The sequence below is a fragment of the Longimicrobiales bacterium genome (genome assembly GCA_029245345.1).
Classification (GTDB): Bacteria; Gemmatimonadota; Gemmatimonadetes; order Longimicrobiales; family Gaopeijiaceae; genus CALFPJ01.
Map to the genome: position 1 here is coordinate 201,236 of JAQWPM010000024.1, position 21,897 is coordinate 223,132.

12 protein-coding genes are annotated in these 21,897 nt (G+C 61.1%); 6 read left to right on the top strand and 6 right to left on the bottom strand.

Annotated elements, in window-relative coordinates; genetic code table 11:
• Positions 1–2: 2 nt before the first annotated feature.
• Positions 3–1,349 carry a TldD/PmbA family protein gene (locus P8L30_15975; GenBank protein ID MDG2241706.1) on the top strand — a complete coding sequence of 449 codons (1,347 nt, stop codon included), beginning with the start codon at positions 3–5 and terminating at the stop codon, positions 1,347–1,349.
• A gap of 362 nt (positions 1,350–1,711) precedes the next feature.
• Here the strand turns inward: P8L30_15975 and P8L30_15980 are convergent, their stop codons facing one another.
• Genes P8L30_15980 through P8L30_15995 form a run of 4 tightly spaced genes read right to left on the bottom strand, consistent with a single transcriptional unit; the run spans position 1,712 to position 7,874 of the window.
• Complete coding sequence (locus tag P8L30_15980; protein MDG2241707.1) at positions 1,712–3,019, bottom strand: hypothetical protein; 1,308 nt, start codon at positions 3,017–3,019, stop codon at positions 1,712–1,714.
• Positions 3,020–3,076: 57 nt separating this feature from the next.
• The gene (locus tag P8L30_15985) at positions 3,077–3,943 is read right to left on the bottom strand and encodes an alpha/beta hydrolase (GenBank protein MDG2241708.1); all 867 of its coding nucleotides are present in this window, start codon (positions 3,941–3,943) and stop codon (positions 3,077–3,079) included.
• Entirely contained in the window at positions 3,940–6,621 is a 2,682-nt protein-coding gene (locus tag P8L30_15990) for an AAA family ATPase (protein MDG2241709.1), read from the bottom strand. The genes P8L30_15985 and P8L30_15990 overlap by 4 nt, the downstream gene beginning before the upstream one ends.
• The gene (locus P8L30_15995; protein MDG2241710.1) at positions 6,618–7,874 is read right to left on the bottom strand and encodes a DNA repair exonuclease; all 1,257 of its coding nucleotides are present in this window, start codon (positions 7,872–7,874) and stop codon (positions 6,618–6,620) included. Before P8L30_15995 ends, P8L30_15990 begins: the two co-directional genes overlap by 4 nt.
• 143 nt (positions 7,875–8,017) lie before the next feature.
• On the opposite strand from P8L30_15995, the gene P8L30_16000 reads away from it, so the two are divergent.
• Positions 8,018–12,907, top strand: coding sequence for an NAD-glutamate dehydrogenase (locus P8L30_16000; GenBank protein ID MDG2241711.1), 4,890 nt, complete (start codon positions 8,018–8,020; stop codon positions 12,905–12,907).
• Between the two features lie 11 nt (positions 12,908–12,918).
• Here P8L30_16000 and P8L30_16005 read toward each other — a convergent pair whose 3' ends face one another.
• Entirely contained in the window at positions 12,919–13,512 is a 594-nt protein-coding gene (locus P8L30_16005; GenBank protein ID MDG2241712.1) for a hypothetical protein, read from the bottom strand.
• A 363-nt stretch (positions 13,513–13,875) separates the two neighbouring features.
• Between P8L30_16005 and P8L30_16010 the strand changes: the two genes are divergently transcribed.
• The 4 genes from P8L30_16010 (at position 13,876) to P8L30_16025 (ending at position 18,867) form a co-directional block, all read left to right on the top strand.
• Complete coding sequence (locus P8L30_16010) at positions 13,876–14,046, top strand: hypothetical protein (protein MDG2241713.1); 171 nt, start codon at positions 13,876–13,878, stop codon at positions 14,044–14,046.
• Between the two features lie 164 nt (positions 14,047–14,210).
• Complete coding sequence (locus P8L30_16015; protein MDG2241714.1) at positions 14,211–16,013, top strand: FAD-dependent oxidoreductase; 1,803 nt, start codon at positions 14,211–14,213, stop codon at positions 16,011–16,013.
• Positions 15,986–17,815 (top strand): 2-oxoacid:acceptor oxidoreductase subunit alpha, encoded by a 1,830-nt coding sequence (locus P8L30_16020; protein MDG2241715.1) that lies wholly within the window; start codon positions 15,986–15,988, stop codon positions 17,813–17,815. Before P8L30_16015 ends, P8L30_16020 begins: the two co-directional genes overlap by 28 nt.
• A complete protein-coding gene (locus P8L30_16025; protein ID MDG2241716.1) occupies positions 17,812–18,867 on the top strand; it encodes a 2-oxoacid:ferredoxin oxidoreductase subunit beta in 1,056 nt (351 codons plus the stop codon). Before P8L30_16020 ends, P8L30_16025 begins: the two co-directional genes overlap by 4 nt.
• Positions 18,868–18,997: 130 nt before the next feature.
• On the opposite strand, the gene P8L30_16030 is transcribed toward P8L30_16025, so the two are convergent.
• Positions 18,998–21,775, bottom strand: coding sequence for a prolyl oligopeptidase family serine peptidase (locus P8L30_16030; protein MDG2241717.1), 2,778 nt, complete (start codon positions 21,773–21,775; stop codon positions 18,998–19,000).
• Between the last annotated feature and the right edge of the window lie 122 nt (positions 21,776–21,897).

Consider the following 21,897-nt stretch of genomic DNA (forward strand, 5'->3'; position numbering starts at 1 on the left):
CCATGGCGAACTTCATTTCACGAGAAGAGGCCCAGCGGATTGCCGAGAGGGCGCTTTCGTTCTCAAGTGCCGACCAGGCTCGGGTGAATCTGAGCAGCTCGGACACCGGTAACACGCGCTTCGCACAGAACCAGATGAGCACCTCCGGTGATGCGACGAACGCGACGCTGTCCATTTCGAGCGCGCTCGGCACCAAGGTGGCTTCTGCTACTACGAACATCTTCACGGACGACGCGCTGCGCCGGGTCGTGGAGACGAGTGAAGCGCTGGCTCGCCTCGTTCCTGAGAACGAGGAATACATGGGTGAGCTCAGCCAGCAGACGTACCCAGATTCGGCGCCCTACTTCGAGTCGACGGGCGAACTCGCTCCAGAGCGGCGAGCGCAGGCGATCGCCGCAGTCACCGAGCAGGCGGCTTCTCGGAATCTGATCTCGACTGGCTTCTTGATTCATCAAGCGGCGAGCACCGCGGTTGCTACCAGCAACGGCCTCTTCGCGTACGGCACGAACACGCGCGTGAACTTCACCACGACGGTTCGTACGCCTGACGGGACGGGCTCTGGCTGGGCCGGGACGAGCGCGCACGACTTCGACGATCTCGATACCCGCGCACTGGGTGCGGTCGCGGTTGAGAAGGCGATGCGTTCGCGTCAGCCACGTGCGGTCGAGCCGGGTCGGTGGACGGTCGTCATGGAGCCGACCACGGTCGGCAATATGGTCAACCTGATGATGAATCAGACGAGCGCCCGGAACGCGGACGAAGGACGGTCGTTCTTCAGCAAGGCGGGTGGCGGCACGAAGCTAGGTGAGCAGTTTGTGGACAGCCGTGTGAACATCCACTCGGATCCTATGGATCCTCGGATTCTGTCGACTCCGTTCGACGGTCAGGGTCTGGCCAACAAACCCATGACGTGGGTCGAGGACGGCAAGCTCCAGAACCTGAACTACTCTCGGTACTGGGCAGACCGGCAGGGTGTGGAGCCTACGGGGTTCCCGTCGGGCTGGTACATGGCCGGTGGCAATTCCTCGGTGGACGAGATGATCCGCTCGACCGAACGCGGACTGCTTCTCACACGCTTCTGGTACATCCGCGGTGTCGACCCCAGGACGATCCTCTACACGGGCCTGACCCGCGACGGGACGTTCCTCATCGAGAACGGCGAAATCAGTCATCCGGTAAAGAACTTCCGTTGGAATGAGTCCCCGATCTTCATGCTCAACAACATCGAGATGATGGGTGAGCCGGTTCGGATCTCGTCTGGTGAGTCGTCGGGGCTGACCAACTCGGTTGTGGTGCCGCCGCTCAAGGTGCGGGACTTCACGTTTACGTCCCTGTCGGACGCGATCTAGGCCGGTCATGTCAGGTCGACCCTCCCCGGCGATGAGCGACTCGACCTGAGCGAATTCAAGATCGTATCCCGTTCCTCGAAGCCGCGGTGGCCGAGTAAGGTCACGAAGGCGCCGGTGGCACCGTCCACAAGCGCTGCTCATCTGCTCGGTACCGCCTGAATGGGCAACGATGTGTCTACGTTCCGTGGTGGATCGGTACCGTCGCGCACACGACGTGCCGAACCTTTTTCTTGGCGACGGCAGTAGCCTGGTGACATTGGGTTGGGGCCAGCCGACGATGACAATCCAGGCGCTCGCTTTCCGGGCCGCGGAGCACATTGGGGCGGCCGCGCGGAACGGCGAGATCGAGGCGCGCGGTTTTCTTAGGCGGGGTTGGACCGCGGTTTCGGCGGCGGCACGCGTTCCTGCCACAACCGCGCCGCGTCTAGCGTGAGCAGGATCAGGAATGGGGTCCACAGCAGCAATTGAGCCCAGACAGGCTCGGTGTTCACCATGACACCTTCGAATGTGCTGACGCCGGCGTAAGCGAAGAACGCGACGCCAGTGAACAGGAGCCATGTCTTGTTCGCGCGCAGGGCCGCGAAGGGTAGGATCCAGAGTGCGTAGGCCGGTTCGAATCCGGGGGCCAGGATAAGACACGCTCCGATCATCCAAAGCAGCGCTCGTTCTGGCCGATATCGCTGATGGACGCACCAAGCCATAACCCCCAAGAGCATGAGGCCGACCGCGTACCGGGGACCGAGGGTTCCCGGGATTGCGGCTTCGAAGAGCGCATACCCACCTCGCATGGACGACCAACTCTGAATGAAGGTCGATAACGAGAGAGCGTACTCCCGTCCTGCCATGGCGTAGGGGGCGGCGATCACCGCCGTTCCTGCGAAAAGGCCGATGGCATACTTCGAGCCCAGTCGGCGCGTGAGTATCGGAGCAGCGGCCAATGGCACAAGTCCGGTCAAACTCGCCAGTCCGGTTGCCACCCCGGCGCTTCCTGGGACTCGTGCGAGGAGCACGACGAGCACCAAGGCAAAGAGGCCCAAGGGCGCGAGGTTCGCGTTCCAGGCGACTTCAACCAGCAGGAGAGGAGACCACAGATAGAGAAGTTGTGTGAGCCTGCGGCTGCGGCCCGTGATCATTGCCACTCTGCCCACAAGCCAACCTGTGCCGAGGTCCAGGCCGAGCCATAGGAGTTTCGCCTGGAAGATCGCCCCACCTATCGCCGCGATTGCTGCAAAGAAGATCTGAGCGAACGGTGGAGAGATCGTGTGAAGGCCCGGGTTCGTGATCAATGCCTGGTTGGCGGTGTGGATTCCCGCCAGTTCAGAGGCTGTCGGAGCGTGGCGATATGGGTTGATGCCAGCGAGTTGGACCTCGCCGTCCCACAGATAGCGGTACACGTCCTCTGAGAGTTCAGGGATTAGGGGGAGCAGAGCGATACGCATCAGGATCGCGAAGACCCAGATCGTCATGTGCCCTCCCTCAGCCTCCAGGATGTGTCCTGCGGCATAGGCGTAGGCAAGGAAAGCACCTCCGAACAAGACGAGGCCCATCCACGGGAACGTGGCTCCGTCCCACCACCCCAAGGTGGCGAGCAAGGCAAGTTCCACTGTACCCGCGACCAGAAGAATTCTAAGCGCGTCTGGGCGGCGTTCCGGTATGGGGGCGCTGATCATTTACACGACGGTAGCGGCGGAGGCGGAGGCACTCGGACGATCCCATGTCTGCTGACTCTATGCAACTGTCTGGTCCTCTCGGGAGCTTTCATCGTCGAGTCCCCACATGAACGCCTCCGTAAGCTCCCACGTGTCTTGTGGGAGCTCTTCGGGAGGGAGGTGTCCGCAGGAACCGAAGATGTGGAGCCTCGAATCGGTGAGCTCGGCCTTGAGGCGTTCCCCCACGGAAACGGGGACCACTCGGTCATGCGCACCCCATAATAGCAGGACCGGCACCTTGATCTCGCGGAACCGCGGGATGATGTCGTCGATCGATTCCGGGACGATTCGGAGTGCCACGTCGATAAGCGCGCGACGGGCATCCGCCTCGTAGAGAGGCTCGGCGTAGGCCTGTACCTGGCTCTCCGTAATCGAGTCCGCGTCGAATACGATCGATCGCAAAACCCAGCGAATGACCCGCGTGGGTCCCAGCAACCGGAAGGCCGCGAGACACGTCCGCCTGTAACGCGCGAGAGTCACGAAGGGCGGGAGACGTTGCGGATAAGCAGCTGCGGCGACGAGTACCATCCGAGCAAGACGATCCTTTTTTTCGTCCAGTAAGCGCAGCGCGGTCAGGAGCGCTACTCCTCCACCGAGCGAATGACCCATCAGGGTCACTCGCTTCAGGTCCCGCTGAACGATCATGCGGTACACCAACTCAGCCTGGTCTTCGGGGCTGTATTGACCGTCGTCGGGTTTTGGCGCGGAGCCGAATCCCTTCAGGTCGACGAGGACGACGTGGGCTCGCCGCGCGAGGTGGGGCACCCAGTATCGCCAACTGTAGGCAGAGCCACCGTAGCCGTGAATCAACACGACGACTTCGATGTCAGCTGCGGGGTCAGGCCCGTGGGTTTCTACGTGGAGGGGGAGCTCGAACCCGTTCACGAGTCGCGATCGAGCTCGAGAACACGAGCCCCCGCGCTTCCGAGCGCAGACGCGACGTTGGGGTGACACGTGAAGACGAAAACCTGTCGTGTACGAGAGACGCTCGTGAGAACTGCCATGCCGCGGTCACGTCGCTCGGGGTCCCAGTTGACGAAGGCCTCATCGATGAACAACGGGAGTCGTTCGCCACCCTTGTCCAGGTGATCCACGATGGCGAGCCGCAGTGAGAGGTACGCCTGCTCAAGTGTGCCTGTGGAGATGGGCGGGGTGAGTGGCATGGGCTGCTGTAGGTCGGGCCCCGTGACTCGGAAGATGTCCCCGGTGCTTGTTTCATCCACCAAGATCCGGTCATACCGGCCGCCGGTCAGGTGGCTGAGATATTTGCCAGCACGGCGAATGAGGTCGGGCTGGTGTTCCTCACGAAAGCTCCGGTCCGCCTCTCGGAGTAGTTGCGCGAGAACCCATTTGCGATCGCGTTCACGTACTTGTCGGGTCTCTTCGTCGGTGAGTGTGGCAATCTCACCATCGACGGTGTCTACCGTCTCTTGGCCGCGGGAGTGGACAAGATCCCGATCCAGCGCTTCGGCCCGGGCGGCTGTGTCCTCGATCTCATCCCCAAGACGTTGGAGCGCAACTCTGCGTCGAGCGAGATCGTCGTCTGTAACGGTCCATGATTCGCTGGACGATTCTGCCGCGATGATTCGGTCCCTGATCGCGTCCAAGTCGGGGTGAGCGGATTCGAGTTCCGCCTCCAATTGGTCCGCGCGCTGATGTCCTTGCAGGGCTGCTTCGGCGTCCTGAAAGCCTCGTCGCAAGTCACCCTTGCCGAGCTCGGTAAGCCGTCCGACCAGCGTCTCCCGACGGAGTGCGAGCGCCTGAATGTCCGCCTCCATACGCCCGCGGTCGCGTCCTAGGCGAGCCAATTCGCGTTCGGATTGGGAAGCGACTTCGGTAGCTCGCTCCGCCCTGCGGACCTCGCTCTCGAAGAGTTGCAGTAAGACATCCAAGGTCAGCGTCGAATCGAACCCGAGGCTGGCTGCGAGTGCCTGGGCCTCTGTTTCGAGCGCCTGTATACGGTTGGTGGTGTCACGGAGTTCGGAGGTGCGCCGTTCGTGGTCGCGCAGCAGGCCCTGCAATTTGTCCAGGCCTGCCACCAGCAGCTCGTCGGGTTGGCCGAGAAGCTCGGCCCTGATGGGCAGTTCCTGCATCAGGCCACGTGCTCGGTCGCCTGCAGATCGTTCGTTCGCGACTGCGCGTTCCGCAGCTTCGTCAGGATTGGCGCTCTCCGCCGTCTTCTGGCGTCCCTGGAACCATAGTGTGGCCGTGAGTGCCACCCCACCGCCGCCGACGGCCACAAGCGCGGGTAGGTCCAGGAAGGAGCCGGCGATGAGTCCGGTGGCCCCGAGCACTGCTGCGCCCACCGCAAGCCGGCCCGACGGTCCTGGAGGTGTGGAACCGGAGGAGTGCCCGGCCGAGGCCTCTAGAATCCTCCGATTGTCTCGGGCAGACCGTAGATCCCGGACCGCTTGTCTGAAGTCCTCCATGGGAAGGGATGCGAGCGCCCCTCTTGGAAGTTGTCGCCATGGTCCCTCGAGAACCGTTGCGGCATGCTGATCGAGTTGTCTTTCGATCTCGAGCAAGTCCAGTTCGAGCGATGCCGAGCGTGCTCGGTCTGTAAGGCTCCCAGCACCCTTCGCCCCGAGCGCCGTGATCTCTTCAGCGCGTGAAAGTACCCGACGGGAGTTTTCATCGTCTGGAGTGTCGGTGTCGCGAAGAGAAGGCGAGTCCGAGAGGAGGGCTTCGAGCTGTTCATTCAGCCGAGCGAGCTCGCGGTCCATTGAAGCGACTTCGTCTTCCGGCGATGCCGGCAGTCCTTCCACGCTCGCGATCGGCCCAGCCGCCGCACGCAATTCGTCGATCCTGACCAGGCGCGCTCGAATCGGCGTGAGGATCTCGACTCGTTCAAGAGCCACCCGCTGTCGTTCGCGCTCCTCTTTCGCCTCAGTAAGGCGACCACGACTGCTCTCCAAGTCACCGACGAGGTGACGGACGTCACGGTCGCGATCTGCCGCGTCGCGGCGCCGTATTCGGAGTTTTCCGATCTCTTCCTGGAGATCCCGCACCCGTTGGTTTCCTCGTCGGTGCGGGCGCCAAATCGCGCCGGCCTCGTGCTCTAGCTCTCCAGCGACGGTGCGTGCGGGAAGAATATCGCTCGCCCCCATTGCGCCGAGCAGACGGTCCTGGATGCCCGCCCAGGTCTCGGCGTCCAAGCCCGCCAAATCTCCAAGTGTGACTGCGAAGACCTGGCTGAAGACGGACCGAGGCACGGCTTCCACCCAAGGAAGCGCGCGATTGCGGAGTTCTTCGGTCGTACCCTCGAATGTCATCTTTCCGGACGGCTGTGAGCGAAGTTGGCGCTCAATCTCCGCGCAGCCGCTGCTCTCCAGGCTGATGCGGAGACTCCCGCTTGCATCCAGACCATCCCATGGGGAGTAGGGATTGGCCTCGCGTGACGCTGGCTGGAACCCGTACATCATGGTGGTCAGGAAGTGGAAGAGGGTCGACTTCCCGGCCTCGTTGGGGCCCAGGACGACGTTGAGGCCCTGGAGAGGCTCCGCCCCAGAATCGAAATCCGAAAAGCGGCCAAAGGCGTCGATGCGTATCCGTTCGATCTTCACGAACGGTCCGCTTCCGAACCCAAGAGCCGGGATGCGAGCTCTCCGTCCGTATCCGTGAGCAGGTCTCGTACATAGGCATCGACCAAGGCCGGGTCATCTCCGGCCACACCCGCGAGTGCAGCGGGGTCGAGTTCGTCCAGCCGCGTTTCCCCGCGCCTGATAGCCTCGGCCAGGCGTAAGCTCGCCCCCAGGACGTCTCCCCGAACCCGATGCTCTTCCACTGGAACGAGTGGGTGGACCCGATCCGCGATCACCGAAACGTCGAGAACACCCAACATGTCCGTCAGCTCGTGTTCGAGGATCCGAACGTTCTCCTGAGCAGACAGGTCTCGCCACAATGGGCACGGCCCCACGAGCTGCACCCGGACCATCCACTCGACCGCGGTCCCGTTGGCCTCTGCGTCCCGTGCCGAACGCCACGCACTTTCGACGAGCCGCTCGAGACGGTCCAGGGAGGTGGCATCTTCTAGATGATCGACCGAGATCGTGTCCCATCGGACCGGTGCTACCGGCCGGAAGGACAGCGCAACGGCGTCTCGATCTCCCATGTCGACAAGCCGCGCGCCCCGCGCACCGGTGTCAGTGTGCCTGCGCCCAATGAGGCTCCCGGCATACACGATGGGTGGATCGAGGGACAATTCCTGTCGGATGTGTACGTGCCCCAGCGCCCAATAGTCGTAACCGGCCCGAATCAAATAGGAGAGTTCGGACGGCGCATAGGCGTGGTGATCCTCGGCTCCAGGAGTCGAGTGCACCTGGGTGTGCAACAAGGCGACCTCGGGGAGCTCGCCGTCAGGTCTCGGCATGAGTCGTGACAGGTCCCGTGTTTCGCGGTCTGTTTCATGGCCGATGGCGGTCACGTATCCGACGGGAAGGCCGTCGCTCCCGTCGATACGAATGCGCTTGGGCGTGTCATCGAAGGCGACGTGGACGTTCGACGGCCAGTCGAGTTGTCGCGGCCCAGTTGCTTGTGAGCCAGGGTCGTGATTGCCGGTGGCGTAGACCACAGTGATGTGGTGTGCCTCGAGCCGGTGAACCTGGTCGAGCAGGAAGCGCTCAGTCTCGAACGAAAGGCGATCGCCGTCGAAGAGGTCTCCTGCGATCAGAAGAGCGTGGACGTCTTCACGAATTGCGAGGTCGACAGCTCGGCGGAACGCATCTCTCGACGCTTCGCGCAATCGACGTCGGACTGCCGGTGAGCGGCCTGAGAACGACGTGTCTAGGTGGACGTCGGCGACGTGGACGAAACGCATAGGGGAAGCTAGAGGAAGTTGAGGCCTCATGGAATTCGCAAATGGGGCCGTTTTTTTGGGTTCCCACCTTCTGCCTTCGCGGGTATCCTTGACCCTGTAACGTTCCCGCTCCGCCACGTGCCCCGCTGCACTGCCCAGTCCTGATGAGCGACACTACGGAATCGGCCCGCCCAGGCCGCACCGAATCTCCCAAAATTTCTGAAGTCTGCGACCGTCTTTCACAGATCTTGGACGACTCAGGTCCGGCCGTTGGATTTGCGGAGACCCTCCTGTCGAAGGCCCCACCCGAGCTCCTGAGCGAGCGCGATCCTGACAGCCTAGCACGAATGGCTCTCGGCGCTCTCAGCTTCATGGAGGCTTCGATCGGGGACCGCGTCGATGTTTCGGTCACCAACCCGAGCCAGGCCGTCGAGGGTTGGGAAGCCCCGGTTACGGTGCTCCGGACGAACGTCAGCGAACGCCCGTTCATCGTCGACACGATTCGGGAATATTTGCACGCCGAAGGGCTCTCGATCTCCTCCATCGTCTATCCGCAGTTCGATGTCGAACGAGATGCTGACAAGCGATTCGTGTCCGCGAAGAAGCCTGGGCTTGAAGGAAGCCCGGAGTCCTTGGTCCACTGTGAGGTCACCCGCGTAACCGATCCCGAGAGGCTGGAGGCGATTCGCGAGGGTGTGGCTTCGGGGCTGCAGGACGTCGTTCGCGCGACGGATGATTTCGCGCCGATGATCGATTCGGTAAACGCGGTTGTCGCCGAACTCGCCGAGAACCGGAAAGCCCTGCCGGGTCGCGGTGCAGAGCTCGCGGAAATCCAAGACTTCATGCGCTGGCTTCGGGACGGCGGCTTCGTGTTTCTCGGCTACCGGGGCTACGACATGGTCGACGTCGGCGGTGGGCGTAGCGTGGCAGTCGAGCCGGGCTCCGGCCTCGGTATCTTGCGCGACGAGGGTCGGTCGCGTTTCGCCAAGCCGGTTCCGATGACCGAACTACTGCCGGAGATGCAGGATCTCGCTGAGCGCGGCCCTGTGCTGATCATCAGTAAGACCAACGCCGAGTCCACCGTGCACCGCCGTGTGCGCATGGACTACATCGGGCTGAAGAAGCTAGGTGCGGACGGGGCGGTCGTTGGTGAGCACCGCTTCGTTGGTTTGTTCACGTCGCGGGCGTATTCGGAGGATGCGGAGAACATCCCGATCCTGCGGGAGAAGCTCGGCCAGATCATCGAGCATGCGGGCGCGGCCGAAGGCTCCCACGACTACAAAGAGATCTTCACGATCTTCAATTCCCTGCCGAAGGAGGAGTTGTTCCTGACTTCGGCCGAAGAGATCGGGGATGATATTCGGACGGTCCTGACGGCGTATCACACGTCGGGTGTACGTGTGACACTTCGCGGTGATCCGCTTCGGCGTGGGGTCGCGGTCATGGTCATCTTGCCCAAGGACCGTTTTTCCGGCGACGTACGGAAGTCTATCGAAGCGTCCCTGGTAGATCTCTTCGATGAAGAAATCCTCAATTACCATCTCGCCCTCGGGGAGGGTGATCAGGCTCGGCTGCACTTCTACATCGGGGCCACCGCGGACCAATTGGAAGGGCTCGATCCGACCGCGCTTGAGGCGCGCGTGGCCCGCATCATTCGTACGTGGATAGATCGCATCGAAGACGGCCTGGAGGCCGTGCTCGAGTCCGCCGACGATGCCCGCCGATTCTCGGCCCTATATGGCAGCGCATTCTCAGCCGAGTACCAGGCAGCCACTGATTCCGAGATCGCCGTGAGGGATATCCTCGAGCTCGAGGACATGGCTGCTAAGGGGAAGAGGATCTCGATCGCTTTCGCCAACCAAGGAGGCGATGTCCCGGTTGCGGGCGCTGAAGACGCGACTGAGCTCAAGGTTTATCTGCGGGAAGAGCGACTTGTCCTGTCGGACTTCATGCCCATCTTGGAGGACGCCGGCTTAAGGGTATTGGCGGTGAAGCCCTTCGACCTGGACGGTGACGTGGGGCGTGCGACCGTCTACGTGTTCGCGGTACAGGACGGCGAGAAGCGACTTCTCGACGTGGACCATTGCGGAGAGATCCTGTCCGAGACGGTGTTGGCGGTGCGGTCGGGTGAGGCACTGAGTGACCCACTCAATTCTCTTGTCGTCAGTGCGGGTCTGCGGTGGAGAGAAGTCGATGTGTTGCGTGGATATGCCGAATATGCCTTCCAGATTGGAGCGGTTCCCAGTCGTAACTCGCTTCAGTCTGCCTTGGTGCAGTACCCCGGAATCGCGCGCGAATTATTCGAACTCTATGCGACGAAGTTCGATCCCGAGTTGGAAGCCTCGAAGGCGGACCGTCTTTCCGCTGTCGACGACATTCGGACGGCCTTCCACGGATCGCTTAGGAGCGTAGCAGCGCTTGCTGACGATCGAGCCCTCCGGCGCCTCGAAGAGCTCATCACAGCGACTTTGAGAACGAACTACTTCCGCCACGGTGGAGAGGCCCCGACGTTCCGGTCCGGTGGTGTGCCCTACATCTCCTACAAGTTCTCTTGTCGGGATTTAGAGTTCCTTAGTAAGACACGCCTCGTCTTCGAGGTGTGGGTCCACTCTGCTCGCATGGAGGGAGTGCACCTCCGGGGCGCGAAGGTCGCCCGTGGTGGGATCCGTTGGAGCGACCGGCCGGACGACTTCCGCACTGAGGTCCTCGGGTTGGTGAAGACCCAGATGGTGAAGAACGCCGTCATTGTGCCAGGCGGCTCAAAGGGTGGCTTCGTGACGCGTGTGGTCCCGGTGGACCCGGAAGAGCGCGTTGCTGAGGGCCGAGATCAGTACCGTACGCTCCAGCGCGGACTGCTCGACCTGACGGACAATTTGGTCGACGGAAAGCCAGTGACCCCCGAGGGCATCGTCGCGTACGACCCGTCCGATCCGTACCTCGTCGTTGCTGCGGACAAAGGGACTGCGTCCTTCTCGGACGTCGCGAACGCCATCTCAGCCGAGTACGATTTCTGGCTCGATGACGCCTATGCTTCCGGTGGATCGAACGGATATGACCATAAGGTGGTCGGCATCACCGCGCGTGGCGGCTGGGAATGCGTGAGGCGCCACTTCCGCGAAGGTGGCAAAGACATTCAGTCTGAACCGTTCACGGTGGTGGGGGTTGGCGACATGAGTGGAGATGTCTTCGGGAATGGAATGCTCCTCTCGGAGCAAATCCGTCTCGTCGCTGCGTTCGACCATCGGCACATCTTTATCGACCCGGACCCGGATCCTGCGTCGACCTTTGCCGAAAGAAAGCGCGTCTATGAAATGGGTCGCTCGAGCTGGGAGGACTATGATGAATCCCTCCTGAGTGAGGGCGGCATGATTGTGCCCCGTGGCTCCAAGGAGGTTGAACTCACGCCACAAGCGCTTGAGGCGCTTGGACTTTCCGCGGAAAGCACGGAAGCGATGGACGGTGAGTCGCTGATCCGAGCTGTGCTCCAGGCACCGGTCGAATTGCTGTGGAACGGCGGTATCGGGACATACGTTAAGTCCGTCTCGGAAACGCACGTGGACGCAGGCGATCCTTCGAACGACACGGTTCGTATCGACTCGGTGGACCTGCGGTGCGAGGTCGTGGGTGAGGGCGGCAACCTCGGCCTGACACAGGCAGCGCGTATTGCGTTCGCACTTCGAGGCGGGCGCATCAATACAGATGCTCTCGACAACTCGGGCGGCGTCGACATGTCGGATCACGAGGTCAACCTCAAGATCTTGTTGGCGCCTGCGGTCGCGGATGGGAAGATGTCTGCGGACGCAAGGAACGTCCTGCTTGAGGAACTGACTGAGGCCGTTGCAGATCTAGTGCTCACGAACAACCGGACTCAGAGTCTGGGGATCTCTCTCGATGCACTCCGTGCTGCGGAAGCCGGAGACGACTTCCGGGACCTCATGTTCTCGCTTGAAAAAAGCGGCTCACTGGACCGACAATCGGAGTTCCTCCCCACCGTCGACGTGCTCCAGGAGCGGCGGGAACGCGGCCAGGCGTTGGTCCGTCCTGAACTCTGTGTGTTGCTCGCGTACACGAAGATGTCACTGATGAGCGATCTGCTGCGGAGCGGATTGGCAGATGATCCGGTCACCGAGAGTTATCTCCTCGGGTACTTCCCGCCGGCAGCGACGATTGCGGCGGGACACGACAAGCTCGAGTCGCATCGTCTACGCCGGGAGATCATTGCCAGCCAGTTCACGAACGACTTGGTCGACCTGATGGGTGCGACCTTCGTGAATCGATTGATGCGAGATACGGGTCGCACGTCGGTGCAGGTAGCCAGAGCATGGTTGGTGGCTTCGCGTCTCGCGGACCACAGGGCTCTTCTTGCGGAGATGGCCAAGCAGCAGACCGCCACCAATTCCCGAGTGACGTACCGTTGGCTCCTCGGTCTGGCCCGTGTGCTCGAACGGACGACCCGATGGATGCTCGCCAACGTGGATTCTGATGTGTCGCCGGCCGAGGTCGTCGATCAGAATATCGAGGGCCTCGCGACCCTGCGAGATTCTTTCAGGGACGTTGTCGCTGGCGAGGACCGCACCCTGTTCGAAGCGCGTGTTGGGGAGATTCGCGAGGTCGGCGCCGACGAGGCCTTCTCGCAGCGGCTCATGACACTCCGATTCTTGGATCAACTCTTGGAGATTCTGGATATCTGCCGAGAAATGCAGTCGGAGACGCTCACGACGGGCCGCGTGTATTACGAAGTATCTGAGGCTTTCGATATCCCGTGGCTTCGACGCAGCACGTTCGCGGTGGCGGGAGACGATCAGTGGGAGCAGCGAGCGGCCCAGGTGCTGTCGGAAGACCTGTCACGAGCTCACCGCGCCCTGGTGATAGCAATCGTCAGTTCGGGCAACGACACGCCCGATTCGACGCAGGAGCTGATCCAGCGCCGCTCCAGGGACGTCCAGCGCTTCAGGAATATCGCTGACGAACTGAAGTCGGAGGAGTCGCCTGGACTGGCCGCGGTTTCGGTCGCCGCTCGGGAACTGTCGGTTCTGGCCAGTCGCCTTTCCTGACGCTCCGGCGCCTAGAAAGGACCTACCGAGAACGATACAGACGCGGCCACGCCGCGTAGCTGCCCTCCCGTGACCTGCGGGAGGTCTTCCACGCCGTACACGAACCGATAGCTCACGTGAGCGCTGGCTTTCAAGAACGTGAGTAGGCTGAGGCCAGCTATGATTTCTGGTTCAACGACCCCGAAATTGTCGGCGGCGATCTCTGTCGATACCAGGGGCAGGCTCACCGTGGCGTTCCCAGCGCCTAACAAGACGCGCAGCGCCCAAAAATTGTCTTCTCGGGGGCTCGGTTTGTGCTCAACCATCAGTCCGCCATAGGCCACGTCCAGGGCGAGGTCCGACCCAAAGGTCTCACTGGTGATCGTGATCCGGTCGATAAGTGCCCATCCAGAGATCCCTACAGAGGTCGCCCTTGTCACATACACCGCTGCGTCGCCGCCGATCATAGTGGTGATGGATCCGCGCATTCTGGTCGCCTTCGCCCCAGCGGAGACGACGGCACCCGACTGAAACGCTCTCGCTGGCTCGGTCGGCTCTTGGCTAGCGAGCGGAAGGGCCAACCCAAACAGGACTCCGATGACCAGCACGGACAAAGGTTTCTTCACGGGGGTACTCCAAGTGGATGGATCCAGCCCAAAGTAACGCTAACCGGACCCTCTGGCCGCTTTCCGTCGGGCGAATCATCTAACGGGGTGAGCCATCAAAAGGGATCGTTTCCCGGCCAGGACAGTTTAGGATGATTAATAGCCCCAATGTTCAATGTTCAAGGAATCCCGATTGTCTGAACCCTTCCCCAAGCCGCAGTGCGCAAGCCTGTCCACCAGGCGGGAGGGCTTTACGCGGATAGAACTTGTAATCGTGCTGGTCTCGGCGGGGATTACGATGGGGTTCGGGTCTCTTGTGTTCAGTGGTTATTTCCAAATCTTCGATTGGGAGGGAATGGTTCTCGCAGGTTCTGTCTCGACTACATGTATGGTGATGTTCTCGGGATGTTTATTGGCGGTCTCGCGGCGGAGAATCCTGGAGGGAGGCCCGCCATTAGTGAAAACACGCGTTACTATTTCTACAACGTGTATGCTGCGAACGAGTCGCTGTCGTACGTGAGATTCCTTGAGGACACCGTGTGCGAAGCCAACTAGGGCGGTGATGGAACAAGCCTAGGCTCCCCGCACCTGCTTGCCAGCAGGTGGGTCCATGAGCATTGTGCCGAGAGCGCGCCGTGAAGTCGCTCGGATCGGCCCCGCCTCTGGTCCGGTGACAAAGCGCCGCCCGGTCGGCGCGAACATCCAGAAAGGGAGTCTGCATGCAACCCACCAATACCCAGGATCCGCAATACTACCACCGGGTCGTGGATTGTCAGTGGGCGTGTCCCGCGCACACTAATGTGCCGGAGTACATCAGGCTCATTGCGGACGGCAAGTACACCGAGTCGTACATGCTCAACCGCAAGTCGAACGTCTTCCCTGGCATTTTGGGGCGTACGTGTGACCGACCCTGTGAGCCGGCCTGTAGACGAGTACGCGTCGAAGACGAGCCGGTTGCGATCTGTCGCCTGAAGCGGGTCGCAGCGGATCTGCGCGACGAGGTGAAACACCTCATTCCGACGGCTCCCGCCCAAAAGAATGGCAAGCGGGTTGCCTTGGTCGGCGCGGGGCCGGCGTCGCTGACGGTGGCGAACGACCTTCTCCCGCTTGGATACGAGGTGGTGATCTACGAGGGCCTGCCTAAGGCTGGCGGGCTCATGCGTACGAACATCCCGTCGTTCCGACTGCCGGTGAAGGTGCTAGAAGAAGAGATCGACTACATCCTCGATATGGGTGCAGAGATCCACTATGAGCATCGCATCGAGAGTCTCAAGGACCTCTTGGACACGGATGAGTTCGATGCGGTCTTCGTTGGCACCGGTGCCCCGAAAGGCAAAGAACTGAACATCCCGGGCCGGGAAGAAGCAGACGCCAACATTCATATCGGGATCGAATGGCTCGAGTCGCTCCACTTCGAGCATATCGACTCGATCGGCGAGCAGGTGTTGGTGATTGGCGTGGGTAACACGGCCATGGACTGCTGCCGCAGTTCGCTTCGTGTCGGAGGTAAAGACGTGAAGGTTATGGCCCGTAAATCCCGTCCCTATTTCAAGGCTTCTCCTTGGGAGCTGGAGGATGCGGAAGAGGAGAAGGTCGAGATCCTCGTGAATCACTCTCCCGCCAGCTTCGTCGTCGAGGACGGTAAGCTGAAAGGCATGATGTTCGATCTCGTCGAGTGGGAAGAGAACGAGAAGGGTCGGCTGGTCAGCACCAAGACGGGCGAAAAGTTCATCGAAGCTGACGATGTCATTCTCGCCATTGGGCAGGACAACGCCTTCCCTTGGATCGAACGTGACATCGGCATCGAGTTCGGCGAGTGGGACATGCCGGTCGTAGACCGAGCCACCTTCATGACGACCCGCGAGGGTGTGTTCGTGGGTGGCGATGCCGCGTGGGGCCCCGAGAACATCATCTGGGCGGTCGAGCACGGGCATCAAGCTGCCATCTCTATGCATCAGCACTGCCAGGGCGAGTCCGTCACTGATCGACCGCCCTATGGCATGAACCTCGTGTCGACGAAGATGGGACTCCACGAGTGGCGCTACTCAAACGACTACAACCCCGCCGAACGCACCGAAATGCGTTACGAGGATCTCGAGAAGCGCCTCATGGATATGCACGTCGAGGCCGAGCTCGGTTTCGATATTCCGAAGACGGCCCGAGAAGTCCAACGCTGTCTGAATTGTGATATCCAGACCGACTTCACCGCGAAGCTGTGCATCGAGTGTGACGCGTGCATCGATATCTGCCCGGTCAGTTGTCTGACCATGACGGAAAACGGCGAGGAGGCGGAGATACGCCTTCGGCTCATGGCTCCGGCGGAGAACCTCGACCAGGCGTTGTACGTCTCAGACGATCTGCCTCAGACGGGGCGCATAATGGCGAAGGACGAAGACCTGTGCGTGCACTGCGGGTTGTGCGCTGAGCGTTGCCCAACCGCCGCGTGGGACATGCTCGAATTCGATCTCATCAATCCTCACGCAGGACACGGTACGTGGTCTACGACAGCAGCTCCGGTGTAAACGACTTCGCGTTAAAGATTGCGACGGTCAACGGAACCGGGTCCGCGAGTGCGAACGGCCTGCTTTTGCAGGCGCTGTTTCGCATGGGCATCCCTGTGTCCGGGAAGAATGTTTTCCCGTCGAACATCCAGGGTCTCCCCACGTGGTATGAGATCCGGGTCAACAAGGATGGGTATACAGCTCGGAGCCCCGATTTCCAACTCATGGTTGCCATGAACCCGCAGAGTTACGAGCGGGACATCGCGGAGGTACAGTCTGGCGGGTGGATTCTGTACGACAGCACAAAGGAATTACCGGCTGATATGCTGCGAGGCGACGTCACCTTCTTGGGTGTACCGCTCGCGGGCATGTGCGTCGAAAAGTTCGAGGGGTCCCGTACGCGCATCTTGATGAAGAACATCACCTATGTGGGTGCCCTTGCTGCGCTCCTCAGGATCGACCTGGACATCGTGAAGGGCATGCTAGAGGAGAAGTTCTCCAAGAAGCAGCACCTGATGGACGCGAACTTCACGGCTATCAAGATGGGCTACGAGTACGCAGAGGAGCACTTCGATTGTCCTCTCCCCATACAGCTCGAGTCCATGGATGAGACCAAAGACTGTGTGATGGTGACTGGGAATGCCGCCGCGGCTTTGGGGTGTGTCTACGCGGGAGCCACCGTCGGAGCCTGGTACCCGATTACGCCGTCTACGTCGCTCATGGATGGCTTCACAGAATATTGCAATCGCATGCGGAAGGACCCGGAGACAGGGAAGAACAATTTTTGCATCATACAGGCAGAGGATGAACTCGCGGCCGCCGGGATGGTCATCGGGGCCGGGTGGATGGGCGCTCGTGCGTTTACTCCCACGAGCGGGCCGGGCATCTCACTCATGAGTGAGTTCATCGGTCTCGCCTACTACGCTGAAGTGCCGAGCGTCTTCTTCGACGTGCAGCGCACAGGCCCTTCGACGGGTATGCCGACACGCACGCAACAGGGGGACATCCTCTTGTGTGCATACGCCTCCCACGGGGACACGAAGCACATCGTGCTCTTCCCGGGGAATCCGAAGGAGTGCTTCGAGTTTGCTGTGGCCGCTTTCGATCTTGCGGATCGATTCCAGACGCCGACCTTCGTGCTGAGCGACCTGGATATCGGCATGAACGATTGGATGATCCCAAAGCTTGAATGGGATGATTCCTACGTGCCGGATCGCGGCAAAGTACTCTCCGCGGATGAACTGGAAGAGATAGAGCAGTTCTATCGTTATTTGGACGTGGACGGTGATCACATCGCCGCCCGGACTCTTCCTGGTGTCCACCCTAAGGGTGCCTATTTCACGCGCGGGTCAGGGCACGACAAGTACGGCAAGTACACCGAGGACGACGAAGCATACCAAGAGGTTGTTGATCGGATCCGGAAGAAGGTCGAGTCGGCGGGCGACGCTGTGCCGGCGCCGGATGTCTTCACTGTAGAAGGCGGAGCGTCGGTGGGGATCATCTCCTTAGGGGGCTGCCACTGGTCGGTTCTCGAGGCTCGGGATGACATGCTGGCCCACGGGATCGACGTCGATTACCTGCGCGTGAAAGGCTTCCCCTTCAACCAGACCGTCGAGGACTTCTTGGACGCCCACGAGACGGTCTTCGTGATCGAGCAGAACCGGGACGCCCAACTCAAGACGCTTCTGACGCTCGAGACTGGTTGTGCCAAAGAGAAGCTCGTCTCGATTCTCTACTACGGTGGACAGCCACTGAGTAAGGGACACGTCTTGGAGGGCATCATGCCGCACATGGAAGGCATCACAGCGGAGGTGGGGTCATGAGCTACATCACCAAACCGAGTGCCCGACACCCTGGACTGAAGACCAACAGTCTCGGCCTCAGCATACGCGACTACGAAGGGTCAATGTCGACGTTGTGCGCAGGTTGCGGACACGACTCCGTGACCGCTGCGCTTGTTCAGACGTTCTTCGAGCTTGAGCTCGAACCGCACATGGTGGCCAAGCTGTCGGGCATCGGGTGCTCGTCTAAGACGCCCACGTATTTCTTGAGCGAGGCCCATGGCTTCAACTCGGTCCACGGCCGGATGCCCTCAATCGCTGCGGGCGCGAATGCCGCAAACAAAGGCCTGACCTACGTCGGTATTTCGGGAGATGGAGATTCTTTGTCGATCGGACTGGGGCAGTTCTGCCACGTGGTGCGACGGAACGTCGACATGGTCTATGTGCTCGAGAACAATGGCGTGTACGGCCTGACCAAGGGGCAATTCTCCGCGTCTGCTGACATCGGTTCGAAGTCGAAGCAGGGTGAGGTCAACCAGCAAGGCCCCATCGACCCCGTGAATGTGGCGCTCACTCTGGGCGCGACCTTCGTGGCCCGTTCGTTCTCTGGCGACAAGCAGCAGCTTATTCCCATTCTGAAGGCTGCGTTCGCCCACAAGGGCTTCGCCTTCGTGGATGTCATCTCGCCGTGCGTGACGTTCAACGACCATGTCGGGTCCACCAAGAGTTATGCGTACACACGCGTTCACAGCCAGGAGGTCATCGAGACCGACTTCGTTCCGCTGCGGCGTGAGATCAAGACGAAATACGACAAGGGGACTACGCGCGCTGTGAAGCTGCACGACGGAAGTACCGTGCATCTAAGTAAGGTTTCTGAGGACTACGATCCGACCGACCGACGGGCGGTCATCGAGTACTTGGGCGGTGTCGTGGCGAAGGGCCAGGTGCCCACAGGACTGCTGTACCTGGCTGAAGGCGGACACGACATGCATGAATTCGAAGGCACGGTGGAGAAGCCGTTGGTAGACATCCCATACGGGGACCTGTGCCCGGGGAGCGAGGCGCTGGCCGACCTACAGAAAGAGTGGTGGTAGATGTCTAGGTAGACACGTGTCAGTGTCCTCGATCTCGATGCGGACTTTACCGAGTACATCGAAAAAGGAGCGCCGGCCCGATGTTTCGGGCCGGCGCTCTGAGTTTATGGGAGGTGCCCGCTCGTCAGTGTTACCTGCCTGAGTACGGCAGACCCTCAGTAATCCACGCCGCTGCAGGTGTGCCCTTCAGGTAGTGGTCGATCCACTCCTTCATTTTCATCGCCCAGTCGAGTTTGTTGGAGTACGTCCGGGGGTGGTGCGGCTCACCCCGGTATTGCAGGAATACCGATTCCTTGTCCAAGCGGCGCATGGCAAGGAAAAGCTCGATCGACTGCTCCCACGGTACGGCATCGTCTGCGTCACCGTGCAGGATCAGCATGGGTGTGTTGATCTTGTCGGCGAAGAAGACGGGCGAATTGTCGATGTACTCGTCGCGTGCATCCCACAAATTTCCGCTCAGTCGGCTCTGCGTTTTTTCGTATTGGAACTGGCGAGCCATGCCTGAACCCAGGCGAATACCTGAGTACGCACTGGTCATATTGCCCACGGGTGCGCCCGCGATCGCAGTCGTGAAGATGTCCGTCTGCGTCACCATGAACGCCGTCTGGTACCCGCTCCACGAGTGTCCATGAAGTGCGATCGCGTCGGGGTCCGCTAACCCGATATCGATGAGATGCTGCACGCCTGGGACCACACTTTTTGTCGACGCGAAGCCTGGCCGACCTACTTCGAAGCGCACGTCAGGTAGGAAGACTACGTATCCGTCCGAGGCGTAGACCGGGAAGCTCGGCCTGTGGTTGATGGATGGATCGTTGAACGCATGCAGGCGATCCGTCATGAACCTGTAGTAGTAGATGAGGACAGGGTACTGTTTGCCCTCTTCATAGTTGTCCGGCTTGATGACCACACCTTGGAGTGGAATGCCGTCCAGGCTTCTCCACTCGACGAGTTCCGATGTGCCCCAGCCGAAGTCAGCGATCTGGGGGTTCACGTCCGTGAGCTTCTTCGCGCCGCCGAAGTCGGTGTCGGAGACCCAAAGATCTGGGAACTCGTTGTAGTCCTCTCGCGTGAAGAGGGCTCGGTCGATGTTCTCGGCTTTGCTCAGGTACCGGAAGCGGCGTTCTTCTTCGAGAAGGCGGGTGGCGCCGGGTCTGTCCGCGTGTGCGCGGTAGAACCCGAAGTTCTTGTTCCAGTCGTGGTACGACGACAAGAGCAACTCGTCGCCGGGGCCGATGGCATCTTCATCTCGATCCGTGTCGATGATTCTGAAGATGCGTTGCTCGGCCCTCCCCGCGCCCTCTGTGAGATTCCACGCACTGGACCCGTCTGTGGGTACCACCCATATGTCGTACTTGTCGTAGATGAGCGCGGCTGCGTCGCCTTCGAGCCATCCACCGATGCCGTAACCTGGAGCCGGGACCGGGGAGTCGTGGTCTTCATTCGCGATCGGGACGCCGAGGTCGGCTGTGGCGTTTCGAGTGCTCCCTGCGGCGACATCGTAGAAGTGATAGTCGCCTTCGTGGTAGTAGGCGATGAAATTGCCACTCGGCGAGAGTTGCCCGTTCGAGCGGATCTTCTCAACGACTCGCGTGCGCTCACCGTTGGCGAGGTTCACGGCGTAGAGGTCGCGTTGTCCGCCTTCCCACGTGGCCTCCCTCTGGTACGGCACATCACTGCGGGCAAGCGCGACGCTCCCGTTGTCAGGGATGACCAGATCTGGCACCCAGGCGTCAGCGAGTCTGACGATCTCACCGCTGTCCGCGTGGTATACCGCCCGGTATGTCCGATTGCTTTCGCGCCCCCACATAACCTTCTGTTGGGCCATGAGGGCTGAGTCCTCCCAGTGCCACACATCGACGCCTCGGTCTTCTAGGATGGCGTCGAGGTTGTAGGGGTCGAAATCGGCCTGTTCTTCACCCGTGTCCGTTATTTCCGCCAGTTCGTCGGCACGCCATGGCCGCCATCCGAAGAAGAGCTGGGATTCGTCCCCACTCCATTCCAGAGTCGCGTTCGTGGGGATCGTCCAGTCGTCTGGAGCGTCTTCCGCGGACACGTACGTCGAGGCCGTCGATCCATCCCACGCCATGACCGAGCCTGTTCCTGGTTCGCCGTCCTCGTCTTCAGTGACCGCGACGAACGCGAGGCTGCCTTGGTCTCCCCAGGTGAGCTGGGCGTAGTGGCCGAATGGCTCGGAGTGGATTGCCTGTTCAACTCCACCCAGCCGCCTGGCGTAGATGCCGTCACGAGCGTTGTCGGCAGAAGCCACCGTGTAGGCGATGAGGTCGTTGTCGCCGACTTCGTAGTCGCGGACGTTTTCGATGCTTCGAACGGTCAGGTCCGCACGCCCGAGCTCAATCACCTGTAGCTCAGTCCCGACCTCACGATCTCCGGAGGGGGTTTCGGCGTCGGCCGTTCCCTCAGAGGCGAAGGCGTGCATGACGAGCCAGGCACCGTCCGCGGAGAAAGCAAACGACTGAATGTCTTCGTATGTCTCCGCCGATCCGTTGGCGGTGTTCAGTAGCACGACACCGCGGCGCGGACGATTCCCTCGGGCCCCCGCGCGGTCCAATGCCTCAAGGGAGGGATTCAGTCGCATCGCGACGTAGTCGCCCGTTGTCGCGACAACGGGGTTGCTCCCTAGCGGGACGACATAACGCGTGTCTCCGTTCGTCGCTCGAACGACGACTTCTGGATCGCCACGATCCGGCTCCGCAGTGAAGACGACCCAGTCTCCGTCCGCCGAGATCGACGGCTGTTCGATCTGACGGACCTTCATGAGGTCGGTGAACGTCAGTGTCTTCTTTGCCTGGCCAGCGACAGGAGCTGACGTGAAGGCCATCGCTGCGATAGCGATGAGCCGAACCACGAGGCGGCCGTCTAGGTATTGGGAGATAGGGCGGTGCATCATCAGGTCTCCAAGAGCGGTCCGAACCTGACCCCGGGTTCGGGGCCGTGACCTTACTGTATTGGTGCGGATCGCCTCCGGCGAGGTGTCGCCGTGAGAGACCTCAGGCCAACGTCGCCCGGCCG